Origin of the sequence: Escherichia sp. WS2035 (genome assembly GCF_046487065.1) — a bacterium.
GTDB lineage: Bacteria > Pseudomonadota > Gammaproteobacteria > Enterobacterales > Enterobacteriaceae > Escherichia > Escherichia coli.
The window spans coordinates 1-15121 of the sequence record NZ_JBJQKD010000031.1 but is presented as its reverse complement, the minus strand read 5'-3'; the positions used below and the strand labels follow the sequence as shown (position 1 = coordinate 15121).

The following is a 15121-nucleotide window of genomic DNA, read 5'->3' as shown; positions in this document are numbered from 1 at the left end:
CAGAATGATGTCACGCTGAAAATGCCGGCCTTTGAATGGGTTCATGTGCAGCTCCATCAGCAAAAGGGGATGATAAGTTTATCACCACCGACTATTTGCAACAGTGCCGTTGATCGTGCTATGATCGACTGATGTCATCAGCGGTGGAGTGCAATGTCGTGCAATACGAATGGCGAAAAGCCGAGCTCATCGGTCAGCTTCTCAACCTTGGGGTTACCCCCGGCGGTGTGCTGCTGGTCCACAGCTCCTTCCGTAGCGTCCGGCCCCTCGAAGATGGGCCACTTGGACTGATCGAGGCCCTGCGTGCTGCGCTGGGTCCGGGAGGGACGCTCGTCATGCCCTCGTGGTCAGGTCTGGACGACGAGCCGTTCGATCCTGCCACGTCGCCCGTTACACCGGACCTTGGAGTTGTCTCTGACACATTCTGGCGCCTGCCAAATGTAAAGCGCAGCGCCCATCCATTTGCCTTTGCGGCAGCGGGGCCACAGGCAGAGCAGATCATCTCTGATCCATTGCCCCTGCCACCTCACTCGCCTGCAAGCCCGGTCGCCCGTGTCCATGAACTCGATGGGCAGGTACTTCTCCTCGGCGTGGGACACGATGCCAACACGACGCTGCATCTTGCCGAGTTGATGGCAAAGGTTCCCTATGGGGTGCCGAGACACTGCACCATTCTTCAGGATGGCAAGTTGGTACGCGTCGATTATCTCGAGAATGACCACTGCTGTGAGCGCTTTGCCTTGGCGGACAGGTGGCTCAAGGAGAAGAGCCTTCAGAAGGAAGGTCCAGTCGGTCATGCCTTTGCTCGGTTGATTCGCTCCCGCGACATTGTGGCGACAGCCCTGGGTCAACTGGGCCGAGATCCGTTGATCTTCCTGCATCCGCCAGAGGCGGGATGCGAAGAATGCGATGCCGCTCGCCAGTCGATTGGCTGAGCTCATGAGCGGAGAACGAGATGACGTTGGAGGGGCAAGGTCGCGCTGATTGCTGGGGCAACACGTGGAGCGGATCGGGGATTGTCTTTCTTCAGCTCGCTGATGATATGCTGACGCTCAATGCCGTTTGGCCTCCGACTAACGAAAATCCCGCATTTGGACGGCTGATCCGATTGGCACGGCGGACGGCGAATGGCGGAGCAGACGCTCGTCCGGGGGCAATGAGATATGAAAAAGCCTGAACTCACCGCGACGTCTGTCGAGAAGTTTCTGATCGAAAAGTTCGACAGCGTCTCCGACCTGATGCAGCTCTCGGAGGGCGAAGAATCTCGTGCTTTCAGCTTCGATGTAGGAGGGCGTGGATATGTCCTGCGGGTAAATAGCTGCGCCGATGGTTTCTACAAAGATCGTTATGTTTATCGGCACTTTGCATCGGCCGCGCTCCCGATTCCGGAAGTGCTTGACATTGGGGAATTCAGCGAGAGCCTGACCTATTGCATCTCCCGCCGTGCACAGGGTGTCACGTTGCAAGACCTGCCTGAAACCGAACTGCCCGCTGTTCTGCAGCCGGTCGCGGAGGCCATGGATGCGATCGCTGCGGCCGATCTTAGCCAGACGAGCGGGTTCGGCCCATTCGGACCGCAAGGAATCGGTCAATACACTACATGGCGTGATTTCATATGCGCGATTGCTGATCCCCATGTGTATCACTGGCAAACTGTGATGGACGACACCGTCAGTGCGTCCGTCGCGCAGGCTCTCGATGAGCTGATGCTTTGGGCCGAGGACTGCCCCGAAGTCCGGCACCTCGTGCACGCGGATTTCGGCTCCAACAATGTCCTGACGGACAATGGCCGCATAACAGCGGTCATTGACTGGAGCGAGGCGATGTTCGGGGATTCCCAATACGAGGTCGCCAACATCTTCTTCTGGAGGCCGTGGTTGGCTTGTATGGAGCAGCAGACGCGCTACTTCGAGCGGAGGCATCCGGAGCTTGCAGGATCGCCGCGGCTCCGGGCGTATATGCTCCGCATTGGTCTTGACCAACTCTATCAGAGCTTGGTTGACGGCAATTTCGATGATGCAGCTTGGGCGCAGGGTCGATGCGACGCAATCGTCCGATCCGGAGCCGGGACTGTCGGGCGTACACAAATCGCCCGCAGAAGCGCGGCCGTCTGGACCGATGGCTGTGTAGAAGTACTCGCCGATAGTGGAAACCGACGCCCCAGCACTCGTCCGAGGGCAAAGGAATAGAGTAGATGCCGACCGAACAAGAGCTGATTTCGAGAACGCCTCAGCCAGCAACTCGCGCGAGCCTAGCAAGGCAAATGCGAGAGAACGGCCTTACGCTTGGTGGCACAGTTCTCGTCCACAGTTCGCTAAGCTCGCTCGGCTGGGTCGCGGGAGGGCCGGTCGCAGTGATTCAGGCCCTTCTGGATTGTGTTGGTCCCCAGGGCACGATTGTCATGCCCACGCACTCGGGTGATCTGACTGATCCCGCAGATTGGAGATCGCCGCCCGTGCCTGCCGATTGGGTGCAGATCTTGCGCAACGAGATGCCGGCATACGATCCGCAAACCACACCAACTCGGAACATGGGTGCAGTGGCTGAATTGTTCCGGGCGTGTCGCAAACACTTTTGGAGGCAGCTATCACCCAGCCAAGGCCGGTATTTTCATGCTTTGTTAACCTTTTGCAGTCCGAAGAGGCGCGCAAGCAAATCATTCTGGTCATTGACGGTCCAGCCGCCTGAAAAGCCAAAGCCCTTCCGCAGCCACAGCATCGCCTCGAAACCCGCGATGGTTCGCCGCGCCGTGTTAAAGGATTGGAAACCGCCGATCTTCGGCATGTTCTTCTTCACCCGGAAATGGTCGCTCTCAATCCCCTGCTGGAGATGTTTGGTCACATAATGCACGGGATCGGGATGGAGAAGCCCATCATCAACCGACGTTTTGATCGTTGACGGGAAGGTGTTGGCCCCGTCCGTCCCAATCCTGTTCGGCGACAACAAGGGTTCATCTTTAAGCATCTTTCGGAAGAACCGCTTGGCAGCGTCGAGATCGCGCTTAGCGGTCAGCAGGAAATCCACCGGATTGCCATGCTTATCGATGGCTCGGTACAGATAGCGCCATTTGCCGCGGATCTTGACATAGGTCTCATCAATCCGGACCGAGCCGCAATGGGGTCGACGAAACTGCCGCAGCCGTTTCTCGATGACAGGTGCATAAGCCAATACCCAGCGGTTGATCGTGCTATGATCGACCTCGAAGCCCCGCTCGCGAAACATCTCTTCCAAGTCACGATAGCTGAGCGGGTAGCGCAAGTACCAGGCAACCGCCTGTACAATCAGCCAGGCCTCGAAATGCCTGCCCTTGAAATCATCCTTCGACTGGCGCTTCAGCTTTTCGGCAATGGTATTCAAAATCATCGGCTCGCTCCGCAATATCAGGAGCGGCAACTTCTCTCCCCATGGTCAACATCGAGTTAACCTGAAGAATTTGCGACAAGGCCATGCGTTCCGCTCCGGAGATGTCTGGCTTACTAGGTCCCGGCGCTATGGCGATCTGAAACACGCACTCGTTCCGGCACAATCCATCGCGGAAGGCGGTCGTCTCGCTGTGCCATTGCGGCCGGAGGAATGGCTGGCAGACCGGCAAGCTCGCCTCGACATGCGGTTGCGCGAGCTTGGCCGTGCCGCTCGCGCAGGCACGATCCCGGGCGGGTCGATTGAAAACGGCGTTCTGCATATCGAGAAACTCGAAGCCGCCGCGCCGACAGGCGCCGAAGATCTGGTGCTCGATCTCTACAAGCAGATCCCGCCCACGCGCATCACCGATCTCCTGCTGGAGGTGGATGCGGCGACCGGCTTCACCGAAGCGTTCACCCATCTGCGCACAGGAGCACCCTGCGCTGACCGGATCGGGCTAATGAACGTTATCTTGGCGGAAGGGATCAACCTCGGCTTGCGCAAAATGGCGGATGCGACAAACACCCACACCTTCTGGGAATTGATCCGCATTGGACGGTGGCATGTCGAGGGCGAAGCCTATGACCGGGCGCTGGCCATGGTGGTCGAGGCACAGGCAGCGTTACCCATGGCCCGGTTCTGGGGCATGGGCACGTCGGCTTCGAGCGACGGACAGTTCTTCGTCGCTACAGAGCAAGGTGAGGCCATGAACCTGGTCAACGCGAAATATGGCAATACCCCGGGCCTGAAAGCCTATAGCCACGTCTCCGACCAATATGCGCCGTTCGCAACCCAGGTGATTCCTGCAACGGCAAGCGAAGCGCCTTACATCCTCGATGGCCTGCTGATGAACGATGCTGGACGCCATATCCGCGAGCAGTTCACCGACACGGGCGGCTTCACCGATCACGTCTTTGCCGCATGTGCCATTCTCGGCTACCGGTTCGCTCCGCGCATCCGCGACCTGCCATCCAAACGGCTCTACGCGTTCAATCCGTCGGCCGCCCCGGCGCACCTGCGAGCGTTGATCGGCGGAAAGGTCAACCAAGCCATGATCGAGCGCAATTGGCCCGACATCCTGCGCATCGCCGCCACCATTGCTGCCGGGACCGTCGCGCCAAGCCAGATTCTGCGGAAACTCGCCTCCTATCCGCGGCAGAACGAGCTCGCGACAGCCCTGCGGGAAGTCGGTCGCGTCGAGCGCACCCTGTTCATGATCGACTGGATTCTGGATGCCGAACTCCAACGGCGTGCCCAGATCGGGCTCAACAAAGGCGAAGCTCATCATGCGCTGAAGCGGGCAATCAGCTTCCACCGCCGCGGTGAAATCCGCGACCGTTCCGCCGAAGGCCAGCATTACCGCATCGCCGGCATGAATCTGCTCGCCGCCATCATCATCTTCTGGAACACCATGAAGCTCGGCGAGGTCGTTGCAAACCAGAAACGCGATGGAAAGCTGCTATCGCCCGATCTCTTGGCCCATGTTTCGCCGCTCGGATGGGAACACATCAATCTCACCGGAGAATATCGCTGGCCAAAGCCTTAGCGTAGGATTCCGCCCCCTCCCGCAAACGACCCCTCATACAGCGGTTGAATGCTGGTATGTCACTCATACTAACCTTCAAATTTTGCTCTGATTAACCCGTCGGGAAAGTTCTTCTGCAGACTCTTTTCGTTCACTGTAGCGATCGACAAGATAGGCAGCATTTGCCCGGGTCAACAATGTAAACTTCATCAATTCTTCCATCACATCTACGATGCGGTCGTAATATGATGACGGTTTCATACGTCCATCGTCATCAAACTCCTGCCAGGCTTTTGCCACCGAGGACTGGTTCGGAATAGTGATCATTCTCATCCAACGACCAAGCACGCGCATCTGGTTGACTGTGTTGAATGACTGGGAACCTCCACACACTTGCATAACAGCCAGAGTTTTTCCCTGAGAAGGACGAACAGCACCTTCAGATAATGGTATCCAGTCAATTTGTGCCTTCATAATACCAGTCATCGCTCCGTGTCGTTCCGGAGAGCACCACACCATTCCTTCAGACCAGCGAACCAGTTCACGCAACTCCATAACTTTTGGATGAGACTCCGGTGCATCATCAGGAAGTGGAAGGCCAGATGGATTAAAAATGCGGACTTCTGCGCCCATTGCAGTTAACAAACGACCTGCTTCCTCTGTAGCCAGTCGACTGTATGAGCGCTCGCGAACTGAGCCATAAAGCATTAGTATACGAGGGGGGTGAGATATTGTCGGTATCCCCATTTTTTGCTCAGTTATTGCAGCATCAAATAAATCAGGAACTATATTATTTAGCTTATTCATTTTTTTATTTTCCCTATAGATTCGGGACTTTAGTAGGATTGAATTCAGACGGTTCGATGCAGCTTTCGTCAATCATGACAGTTATGAGTTTTCCGGTTACTTATCCATTTTTGCCAGCGTGTTCCGCAACATCTGTTTTACTGTTTACACAGCACTCTTCACGTAAGAATTCGATGATAGCTTCCAGTATTTCGTATTGAGAGACACACATGAGCGTTCGACTCTCCCGGTTTTGTGTGACGAGCCCTACTGATACCAGGGCTGAAATATGATGACTTAACGTTGATGAGGGAATGCCAAGCTGCTTTTGCAATTCACCTACAGGCAAACCTTGTTCTCCAGCTTTTACAAGATGTTTGAATATGAACAAACGGGTCGGGTGACCCAGCTCTTTTAGTGCTTTAGCTACTTCTTCCAGTTGCATGTGACAACCCTCTGTCTAATGATATTTCGATAATACCAGAAATATCTTGACCAGAATTATATTTCGATTATTCTAGAAACGTAGATTTTGTCAAGAGGGTTTAGTATGAATAGTTGGATTTCTATGCTGCAAGATGCCGCAGAGATGTTTTTGTTTTTGGCCGTCGAGCTATCTTTGCTGTTTATTGTCATCAGTGCCGGTGTGAGCCTGATAAGGCAAAAGGTCCCGGACCATAAAATCCAGCAATTGATGGGGGCGAAAAAAGGAAAAGGCTACCTGCTGGCCTCGTTGTTGGGAGCCGTTACCCCTTTCTGTAGTTGCTCAACAATTCCAATGCTACGAGGGTTGTTGTCGGCGAAAGCAGGGTTTGGTCCGACACTCACTTTTTTGTTTGTTTCACCGTTGCTTAATCCCATTATCGTGGGGTTAATGTGGGTTACCTTTGGCTGGAAAGTAACTTTGTTGTACGCGATCATCGCTGCCGGTGTCTCAGTCCTTGCCAGTATCGTATTGGATTTACTAGGATTTGAACGTCATATTGTTGATCACAAAAACTCAGCATCAAGTGGTTGCACCACGAAATGCGATGATTCCGAAGCTTCGGTAAAAACGTCGGCGGGTTCCAGTTGTTGCAGCACTAGCTCGACTCAATTGCCTTTAAAAACGAGTTGCTGTACTTCATCAGCGAACCCCATAATTAACTTAAGGACGGTAAAGAACGAGCAGAACGTATCAGCGTGTTGTTCATCAATATCATCTGAACAACCAGCTGTTAGCTGTTGCAGCAGCGAGAATCTGGGCAATGTGAATCTCACAACGAATACCACCTCTGGCCCAATAAAGTTAGCTATGAAAGATGCCTTACAGCAGTTTAAGGATGTTCTGCCTTATCTTTTGTTAAGTGTATTAATAGGTTCATTTATTTATGGCTTTATCCCTTCAGAGTGGATTGCAGCTCATGCCGGAGCAGATAATCCCTTAGCCATACCGCTGAGTGCAGTTGTTGGTATTCCGTTGTATATCCGCGCAGAGGCAGTGATACCACTTGCATCAGTGCTGATGACTAAAGGAATGGGCCTGGGGGCATTAATGGCCTTGATAATCGGTAGTGCTGGAGCGAGTCTGACAGAAGTAATATTGCTTAAATCAATGTTCAGAATGCCCATGATAATCGCATTTCTGACGGTTATCTTAGGTATGGCAATCCTTATGGGATATTTAACGCAATTTTTGTTTTAATCCTTATGAGAAGGGATTTTTGCGTCAATATGAAAATCCCTTCAGTCTTACGGCGCGGTTCTAACGGTGTAGCCCTTTTATTGTTATCCCTAAACCACCTCCTAGGGAGGTGGTGATTGATCCTGTAAGGCTATAGCCTGAAGAATGCCCATGTCGGAATATCTCTGCTTACTGACCACAAGTAAAAGCAACTGTTCTACCAGCAGCCTGCAAAAAACATATAAGCTGATCTGAAAGGAATACTTCACAATGAATATTATTGTGTTTGTAACCTGCTGTTATCGCGATGAAATTACCGTTCAGTTTTTTCGGTTGACGCGGACTGTTCCTGCATGGTTTTCATCTTTAGCTTCTGTTGTTCCCTTACTGCCAGCCAGCGTCTGGCATTCAGCGCATCGCATTCTGATACCTGACCTGCTGGTAGTCCATCCAGTCCATAACGAGGGATACCTGCGACAGCAGTACGCTGCAGATATACCTGTCGGGTGGTGATGCAGGATATTGCACAGGACCATTCATCCAGTGTCAGTTCTGTCTCAGGGTGTTCTGTCAGGAATGCGGCAAAATCATTGGTTATGCCAATTTTCAGTGGAAGAAATCCTCCGCCTTCTGCGCGAAGATGGGGAAACAGAGACTTCACTTTTTCCACGCAATCGTGAGTAAATTCATGAGTCCAATGAGGCTGGCGTGGAAAACGGCGTCTTTTCTTTTTTTTCTTACAGGCAGGAGCATCAGGGGTATGAGTATCGACGGCAGGCGAACTGATCCCCTCAGAGACTGATTCTTCCATCTTTTCTGTCTCTGAACGTGCGATAACACCTGTTTTTTCAGATAAGGAAGGGGGTAAAAGAGTGCGACGTTTTTTCACCATAATGATGGGTGTTTTCTTTTCTTCCTGATATTTCCCCATAAAAACCTCTACGATGTGTTCTTATATAATAATATATATCATATTTTCACGATTAACATAATATCTTCGTTAAGAAAACAACAGAGCAAAATTTGTTTTTTTTTGACAGGCATGAAATGAGCCAGCATAATTATATTAATTATTATCCCAAATGAGTTTTTGTATTTGCTCATTCGGGATGGTTGGATATTTTAAGTTATATCTACTGTATCATTCTCAGGTAATCGTTCCATTAAATCAGAAACTACGGGCTGTAACCAGTCAGTGACTTCACTCACATACTGATGCCATTCGGGATGCCTGGAGGCCAGATCCATCACTCGTGTTAACCCGGACGGACGATCAATGCCCAATTTAGTTAAAATATTCGAGATATAATTATGAGCATCAAGTTCAACTCTGATATCCCTTGCTGCTTCGATTATTTCTAAATATTCGCCACCCAATCCGTCCAGTGGGACATTTGTAATAAGATAATGAATGTATTGTTCAGGCTTAACCCCATTTGGGAGATTAAATTGTTTTACTTTTCCTTCCGCTGCCGCTTTTAACTCATAAGTTCGTGATTCTGTGCCGGTGAAAACTTTATCAAGAGCAGTTTTCTTTTCATTTTCTGTGGAATATTTATCGCCATCAAGAATATAAAGTTTACCAGATAGATTGTCACCACGAATAAGGGTACTGGCAAGTAGAGTGAATGCGTTTGAAGCTGCGCCAAATTTAAATATTTTTACATATTTGCTGGCCTTAAGTGAAGAACATATTTTATTTATTATGGCAACAGCTAAGTCATCTTCTACATATATTTCAATAGGCGTCGTTGATTCACCTGTTAATCTGTTTATAGCATCAGGTTTTGTTTCTTCAAATGAATAACTACGGCCTTGAATGTTTACGACGTGTCTTATATTTATCTTGTCTGATAAAGTGGTTATCATTTCTCTATGGGTAGTAAAGATGATTTGTTTGTTTTTATCTTTGGCATGAGATGATATGACTTCTATTAACTTTTTCAATGCTTCGTCATGCAACAATAAATCTAATTCATCAATTAATATTAAGGCGTTCTTGTCCGCTTTCAATATTGTTTCCAGAATTAAAAATATCTTTTGCTCTCCTGCGCTCATACTCAATGATGAGTAGGCCAGTCCCCCTGACTCAACTCCAATCAATATTTTTCCATTGGGTTGTTGATGCTGATTGAAACTTGTGTATGGTTTATTAAGTATATAGGAGGCGTAATGAAGAATGTTTGTTATTAAATCATTACTGACACTGCTGGTTTCATACTGAATATTATTCTTTTTTTCTGATTCTATTATAGGAACACATTTATCAATGCCAAGATAGTAAACTTCTCTTAAAGGACGACGAGCATAAATCTGAATCCATCGTGAGCCTCGAATATCTGCTTTTCCATAATTTTTCAATTCATTTTCAATCATTACCCCATCTTTACGATAAGTTAAATTTACAATGAAGTCACTGCCGTTCCATTCAGCATGTGGGCTGCGTGGAAAAAAATGCATTAACCGATGGTCTTCACCGGGGAAACCTTCTTCAGGCATGTATATGCTTGCTATAGCATGGAGTATTGTTGATTTTCCGCTTCCATTTGGACCTAAAATTGCGGTTAACGCATGAGGTTTAAAAATAATCTCGTTTAATCCATTTATACATTTTAGTTTGTTAATTTTAATGGAGTTCAAGACTTGACCAGTAATGGTTTTTTTATTTTTTTCTGCCATTTTCAAATCCTAGCATTATGTTGGGGGGATTCACCATGTAATTCAGAAACATATAACTGTGAACAGGGGATATATCAAATCCTTTTAATATTCTATTTGGCACAGTATTCTACATCAGGCCTCTTTTATGCTACAGACTTTTTGAGATGTCTGTAATTTTAGACTTAATGTTATGACTGATCATATCTCCTATCCACTGGTGGCGCAGGAAAGTTAACCAGCTGCCACCATGGGATGATGTGTAAACCGTGCTGGTATGTTTTTACGGGGTGACGCTTTCATTAACCTGTACACGAACCTCCATTCCGGCATCGTGACAGGCCTGCAGCCACTGCGCCACTTCCAGCGGATCGCCCTCCAGGCGTACCACCCTGCCTTCTTTATTCCATAACTGCAGACAGGTGCTGCCGTCGAGACGTACCACAAAATCCCCACGGCAGGCCTGATACGTTATGCCGTTCAGCTGCACCGCCAGATCAGTGGCAGAAGTGCCGTCTGCGGGCAGACCTGCTGCCGGGACCAGCGGCAGTACGACGACTTCTGCCGCACGCTGTTCTGCCCGGAGGCGGTCCTGTTCTGCCAGCAGCAGAGGCTGTGCCACGGCCCGGCCGGCGTCCGTCAGCTCGACAGCCAGCTGCAGATTCGGGGCGCGCAGGGTACGCAGCCAGCCGGCATCCTCCAGACGACGGCAGGAGGCGCGCAGGTTTGGCCCGTAGACCGGGGCTTCCCCGCTTCGCTCCAGCACCCGTTCCAGGTCCCGCGTCAGCACGGGGCCCGGCCGTTTTTCATCAAGCGCAGCCAGCACAATCAGCACTCTCCGCTGCAGTGGCGACGGTCGGCGGCTCTGGGTCATTACCTGTCATCCTCCGGCCAGATGAGGTTTCTGAGGCGCTGAAAGTCGGCGTCAATGAGCTCCTGTCTCTTTATGGCATTCATTGAGGCATAGCCATTTATGGCCAGTTCATGCCAGAAGATCAGCACGGCTCCGGCTTTGGCTGACTCGCAGAGATAAATCGCGCCCTGGCTGTCCAGATTGCATTCCCGGATGCGTTTTTCCGCAAACCGGGTCAGTTGTTCATAGCTGAGTGAAAACACCCTTTCTTCATCCATCCTGCACGCTCCATCTGATAATGTACTGACAGGTAAAAATAATATCCTGCATGATTTGTGTGCTCATGATTTCTGATAATATCAGATATTGTTTTATCATCAATGATGAAAACCATATCTGATATGATTTTATATATATTTCTTAATTATCATATCATTTGCGTCTTTTCTGCCGCGCAGATCCAGTTTCCGGCTAAGTCGGATCGACCTAATCTTTGTTTCTGATATGAACACCTCGGAGAGGTGTAAGCAATGGTATAAACGAAATGTATTATGTATCTGCATCACAGCATGCGGGCACATTTTGCGGAAGGATATGAATCCCCCCGGAATAACTGGCAAAGGACAGATAAATGGACATTGAAATACGCCACTGCAATAACATCGTACGAGCACATATCACCCTCACTGCCGATAAACTGAACATTAAGTTTGCGCCAAATGGTACTGGAAAAAGTACGCTGTCACGGGCCATAAGCTGTGCGGCGCGGGACGACATTCAGGGACTACAGGCACTGATGCCCTTCCGGCTGCGCGGAGAAAACCCCGATAGCACCGGGCCCATTGTCATCGGTGCTGACGGGATTGGGGACGTGATGTGCTTCAACGAGGAGTACGTCAGTCAGTTTACGTTCCAACCGGACGAGCTCATCAGTGATAGCTTTAATATTCTTATCCGCAATCAAGCCCATGCGGAAAGAGAGCGTGAAATAGAAGAAATGACGCAAAAGATCCGGGCTGTTTTCACGGATCACACTGAGCTGAACTCTCTGATAGACCATCTACAGGAACTCAGTAATGCTTTCAGATCAACCAGTTCCGGGATTTCACGTTCTTCAACCGGCATGAGAGGTCTGTCAGGCGGAAATAAAATACACCACATTCCGGCTGGTCTTGAGAACTATCAACCCTACATCCGCAGTGAACGCCGCGTGGAATGGATTGACTGGCAGACAAAGGGACTCGAGTTTTCGCCCCTTTCGGATGGCTGCTGTCCGTTCTGTACCGGTGATATCACGGGAAAGGAAGCACAAATTCGCCAAGTCAGAGAGGAATACGATAAATCCACCATTAAAAACCTGACCGCTATCATCAGACTGGTGGAAAACCTCGGTAATTACCTGACGGAGAGCGCCAGAGAACGCCTTCTGGCCATTACTATGCTTCAGAACGGTCCGGAAGCCGAACATATCGAGTACCTAGTGGCGTTGAAACGCCAGACCGATACGCTGACAGAGAAACTCACTGCGCTGAGAGGCCTGAATGTTTTCAGCCTGCAGGAACAGCAGAACGTTCGGGAGGTGCTCACTGCCAGGTTGATTGACCTGCAGTTCTTCCCTGATCTGCAATCCGAACTCATGCAGGGGATCACCGACAGACTGAACGCGGCCCTTATGGACCTGATAAACCTTGCCGGACCGCTGCAGGGAAAAATTAACCGGCACCGGGACAGCATGATCCGGCTGATCGCACAGCACAAAACAAACATCAATAATTTCCTCACTTATGCAGGCTATAAATACAGGGTGGATATAGCCGGCGAGGGAGAGCAGAGAAAACTCAGGCTACGACACATAGATTTTGACGGGTACGTCAGCGGCGGTAGCCAGCATCTCAGCTATGGAGAACGGAACGCCTTTGCGATTGTGTTATTCATGTATGAATGCCTGTCAAAAAACCCGGGACTGATTATCCTTGATGATCCCATATCTTCTTTTGATAAAAACAAGAAGTTTGCCATTCTTGAAATGCTGTTCAGACGTGCAAGTGGTGAATGCCTGAAGAACCGGACTGTACTTATGCTGACGCATGACGTGGAGCCTGTGATTGACACGCTGAAGTCAGTCAGAAGGTTGTTCAGTAATCAGGTGACCGCCTCCTGCCTGCGCCTGTCTGCTGGAGTCATAGAAGAATTACCTGTTAACGACGGCGATATCATGACATTCATGCAGATCTGCAAATCCATCACCGCGTCAGCAGACTGTGAGGAGATCATTAAGCTCATCTATCTTCGTCGCTACTTTGAAATCGTTGACGAACGTGGTGATGCTTATCAGCTTCTATCCAATCTATTCCATCGACGCGTCGTCCCGCTGGATTATCGCGAGCCTGCCGCTGCGGGCTCGGGCTATCCCAAAATGGCTCCTGAGAAAATTCAGCAGGCCTTGCGGAATATCCGGGAGTATGTGGACAGTTTTGATTACCCGCGACTTCAGGCTCTCGTCAGCAGCCCAGATGAAATAAAAAACCTGTACCGTCGCTGTCGTAACGGCTATGAAAAACTGCAGGTATTCCGTTTACTGGAACTGGATCAGGACCATCCGGTAATACGAAAATTCGTTAACGAAACGTACCACATTGAAAATGAGTTCATCTGTCAACTAGATCCGTCCAGATTCGATCTCATCCCGGAGTACGTGATTATGGAATGTGACAAGCTCATCGCCCTGCCACCGGCAGCAAACCAGAGCTCGGTTGCCCGTATCGCTTGAGCCACTGTTTTTGCCGCCGGAAGATAGGCTTTAGCTCCCTGATAGTCTGATCTTCGAAGATACCCTACAGTTTAGGACCGCTTACTGTAGATATCTGTTAAAACAGCCCGTATACGGGCTGTTTCTTGGTGCCCTTATCTCCTGACTTTGAAAAGAGTGTCTTACTTCACCCAGTCTTCCAGCACCAGGTCAGGCACTCGCTCAAATTCTCTTGTATTATTCGTTACCAGTATCGCCCCGGCGGCGATGGCGTGCCCGGCAATCGCCGTGTCGTTCGGGCCGATCGGCGTCCCGGCCAGCCGCAGTGCCACTTTAATCTTCGTGGTGGCGTCTACTGCGGCGCGATCCCAGGGCAGGATGGCATCGAGGCGGGCGCAGAATTCATCGACCAGTTGGACGTGACGTGGTGAGGCCTTTGGGCCGGTAGCCCCGAAGCGCATTTCAGAGTAGGTGATGGCCGAGACCACTATACGGTGGCCGCGTAGCACCGCCTGCTCCAGACGCTTCAGGACGGCTTCTGGCTGTTCACGCATGATGAACGAGCAGATACAGGTATCAAGCATATAAGTCTTGTTCACAGGTTAAATCGCCCTTCGTCGCTGACAACATCCTCGCGCTCCGCCATAAAATCTGGATCGGCTTTTTCGTACTCTAGGAATGATCCCCAGGTTGGCCGGACGGGGCGCAGGATGATGCTGTCCCCTTCCCGGACGATCTCGAGCTCGCTCACCCCCTCAAAATCCAGATCACGAGGCAGACGGATGGCGCGGTTGTTGCCATTTTTGAATATCGATACGGTTCTCATGTTTTTTCTCTCCCGAGCATATGGATATGTGAAACATATCCGGAATATTCAAAGCACCGGGTGTGTGCATATGTTTAGTATAGGCAGATGTGTGGCATATGTATAGCGGTAGCATATGTAGATGCCAGGCATATGTTTAGCATATCTCTATTTCTTTCTTTTTTATCGGAGATCCGAAAAAAGGTTAAGTCTGATCTTAATGAAATTACATGGAATTTGAGTGATATCCCTTACCCCACATCTCCAACGTGCTATCTATAAAGGTTGATACATCTCACTTAGTCCGGAGGTTGTTATGAGCGTCAAAATCACAGGTTTAGACAAAATGCAGAAACAGCTAAAAGAGGTTGAGAGAGCAACAGAGGCATTAAACGGAAGTTATGATGTCCACTTCGATGCTAACGATCCTGTCAGCATTGAGAACGCGATTCAGGAAGCCTATTCCATGGTGTACGAACGCGCTTCTGGTTATGCCACTAATCCGATGGTCAGCCCATTAATCGAACACATGAAAGAAAATCTGCGCCAACAGATTCTGGACAGAGCAGAACGGCACTGTTGCAAATAGTCGGTGGTGATAAACTTATCATCCCCTTTTGCTGATGGAGCTGCACATGAACCCATTCAAAGGCCGGCATTTTCAGCGTGACATCATTCTG

The 15121-nt window shown here is 50.0% G+C and carries 14 protein-coding genes and 2 pseudogenes; 7 read left to right on the top strand and 9 right to left on the bottom strand.

Going from position 1 to position 15121, the window contains the following annotated elements; translation table 11 throughout:
- Positions 1 to 158 precede the first annotated feature (158 nt).
- From aac(3)-IVa to ACJHX4_RS26295, 3 genes and pseudogenes are all read left to right on the top strand, one after another.
- Entirely contained in the window at positions 159 to 935 is a 777-nt protein-coding gene (gene aac(3)-IVa, locus ACJHX4_RS26305; RefSeq protein WP_001199192.1) for an aminoglycoside N-acetyltransferase AAC(3)-IVa, read from the top strand.
- Positions 936 to 1163: 228 nt separating this feature from the next.
- Positions 1164 to 2189: an aminoglycoside O-phosphotransferase APH(4)-Ia gene (aph(4)-Ia, locus tag ACJHX4_RS26300; protein ID WP_000742814.1), complete on the top strand. Its 1026-nt coding sequence runs from the start codon at positions 1164 to 1166 to the stop codon at positions 2187 to 2189.
- A gap of 5 nt (positions 2190 to 2194) precedes the next feature.
- Positions 2195 to 2548: pseudogene (locus ACJHX4_RS26295) on the top strand (AAC(3) family N-acetyltransferase); the annotation flags it as partial.
- A gap of 62 nt (positions 2549 to 2610) precedes the next feature.
- Here the strand turns inward: ACJHX4_RS26295 and ACJHX4_RS26290 are convergent.
- Positions 2611 to 3363 carry an IS6 family transposase gene (locus ACJHX4_RS26290; RefSeq protein ID WP_000602738.1) on the bottom strand — a complete coding sequence of 251 codons (753 nt, stop codon included), beginning with the start codon at positions 3361 to 3363 and terminating at the stop codon, positions 2611 to 2613.
- 85 nt (positions 3364 to 3448) lie between these two features.
- Here ACJHX4_RS26290 and ACJHX4_RS26285 point away from each other — a divergent pair.
- Positions 3449 to 4948, top strand: a pseudogene (locus ACJHX4_RS26285) (Tn3 family transposase); the annotation flags it as partial.
- A 75-nt stretch (positions 4949 to 5023) separates the two neighbouring features.
- Here ACJHX4_RS26285 and arsH read toward each other — a convergent pair.
- A complete protein-coding gene (gene arsH / locus ACJHX4_RS26280; protein WP_057102336.1) occupies positions 5024 to 5734 on the bottom strand; it encodes an arsenical resistance protein ArsH in 711 nt (236 codons plus the stop codon).
- Between the two features lie 100 nt (positions 5735 to 5834).
- Complete coding sequence (locus tag ACJHX4_RS26275) at positions 5835 to 6158, bottom strand: ArsR/SmtB family transcription factor (RefSeq protein ID WP_001175593.1); 324 nt, start codon at positions 6156 to 6158, stop codon at positions 5835 to 5837.
- Between the two features lie 105 nt (positions 6159 to 6263).
- Here ACJHX4_RS26275 and ACJHX4_RS26270 point away from each other — a divergent pair, with 105 nt between their 5' ends.
- Entirely contained in the window at positions 6264 to 7397 is a 1134-nt protein-coding gene (locus ACJHX4_RS26270; RefSeq protein WP_058650130.1) for a permease, read from the top strand.
- 292 nt (positions 7398 to 7689) lie between these two features.
- On the opposite strand, the gene ACJHX4_RS26265 is transcribed toward ACJHX4_RS26270, so the two are convergent.
- The 4 genes from ACJHX4_RS26265 to ACJHX4_RS26250 form a co-directional block, all read right to left on the bottom strand.
- Positions 7690 to 8307, bottom strand: coding sequence for a ProQ/FINO family protein (locus tag ACJHX4_RS26265; RefSeq protein WP_000521603.1), 618 nt, complete (start codon positions 8305 to 8307; stop codon positions 7690 to 7692).
- 191 nt (positions 8308 to 8498) lie between these two features.
- The gene (locus ACJHX4_RS26260) at positions 8499 to 10055 is read right to left on the bottom strand and encodes an AAA family ATPase (protein WP_000818556.1); all 1557 of its coding nucleotides are present in this window, start codon (positions 10053 to 10055) and stop codon (positions 8499 to 8501) included.
- 262 nt (positions 10056 to 10317) lie between these two features.
- A complete protein-coding gene (locus tag ACJHX4_RS26255) occupies positions 10318 to 10908 on the bottom strand; it encodes a hypothetical protein (RefSeq protein WP_000194575.1) in 591 nt (196 codons plus the stop codon).
- Positions 10908 to 11165: a hypothetical protein gene (locus ACJHX4_RS26250; protein WP_000343085.1), complete on the bottom strand. Its 258-nt coding sequence runs from the start codon at positions 11163 to 11165 to the stop codon at positions 10908 to 10910. The genes ACJHX4_RS26255 and ACJHX4_RS26250 overlap by 1 nt, the downstream gene beginning before the upstream one ends.
- 353 nt (positions 11166 to 11518) lie before the next feature.
- Between ACJHX4_RS26250 and ACJHX4_RS26245 the strand changes: the two genes are divergently transcribed.
- A complete protein-coding gene (locus ACJHX4_RS26245; RefSeq protein WP_410239922.1) occupies positions 11519 to 13657 on the top strand; it encodes an AAA family ATPase in 2139 nt (712 codons plus the stop codon).
- Positions 13658 to 13818: 161 nt separating this feature from the next.
- Here ACJHX4_RS26245 and ACJHX4_RS26240 read toward each other — a convergent pair whose 3' ends face one another.
- Both ACJHX4_RS26240 and vapB read right to left on the bottom strand, forming a co-directional pair.
- Complete coding sequence (locus tag ACJHX4_RS26240; RefSeq protein ID WP_001044768.1) at positions 13819 to 14235, bottom strand: type II toxin-antitoxin system VapC family toxin; 417 nt, start codon at positions 14233 to 14235, stop codon at positions 13819 to 13821.
- Positions 14232 to 14462 carry a type II toxin-antitoxin system VapB family antitoxin gene (gene vapB / locus ACJHX4_RS26235; protein WP_001261287.1) on the bottom strand — a complete coding sequence of 77 codons (231 nt, stop codon included), beginning with the start codon at positions 14460 to 14462 and terminating at the stop codon, positions 14232 to 14234. Before vapB ends, ACJHX4_RS26240 begins: the two co-directional genes overlap by 4 nt.
- A 295-nt stretch (positions 14463 to 14757) precedes the next feature.
- Here vapB and ACJHX4_RS26230 point away from each other — a divergent pair, with 295 nt between their 5' ends.
- Complete coding sequence (locus ACJHX4_RS26230) at positions 14758 to 15030, top strand: hypothetical protein (protein WP_061602529.1); 273 nt, start codon at positions 14758 to 14760, stop codon at positions 15028 to 15030.
- Positions 15031 to 15121 lie beyond the last annotated feature (91 nt).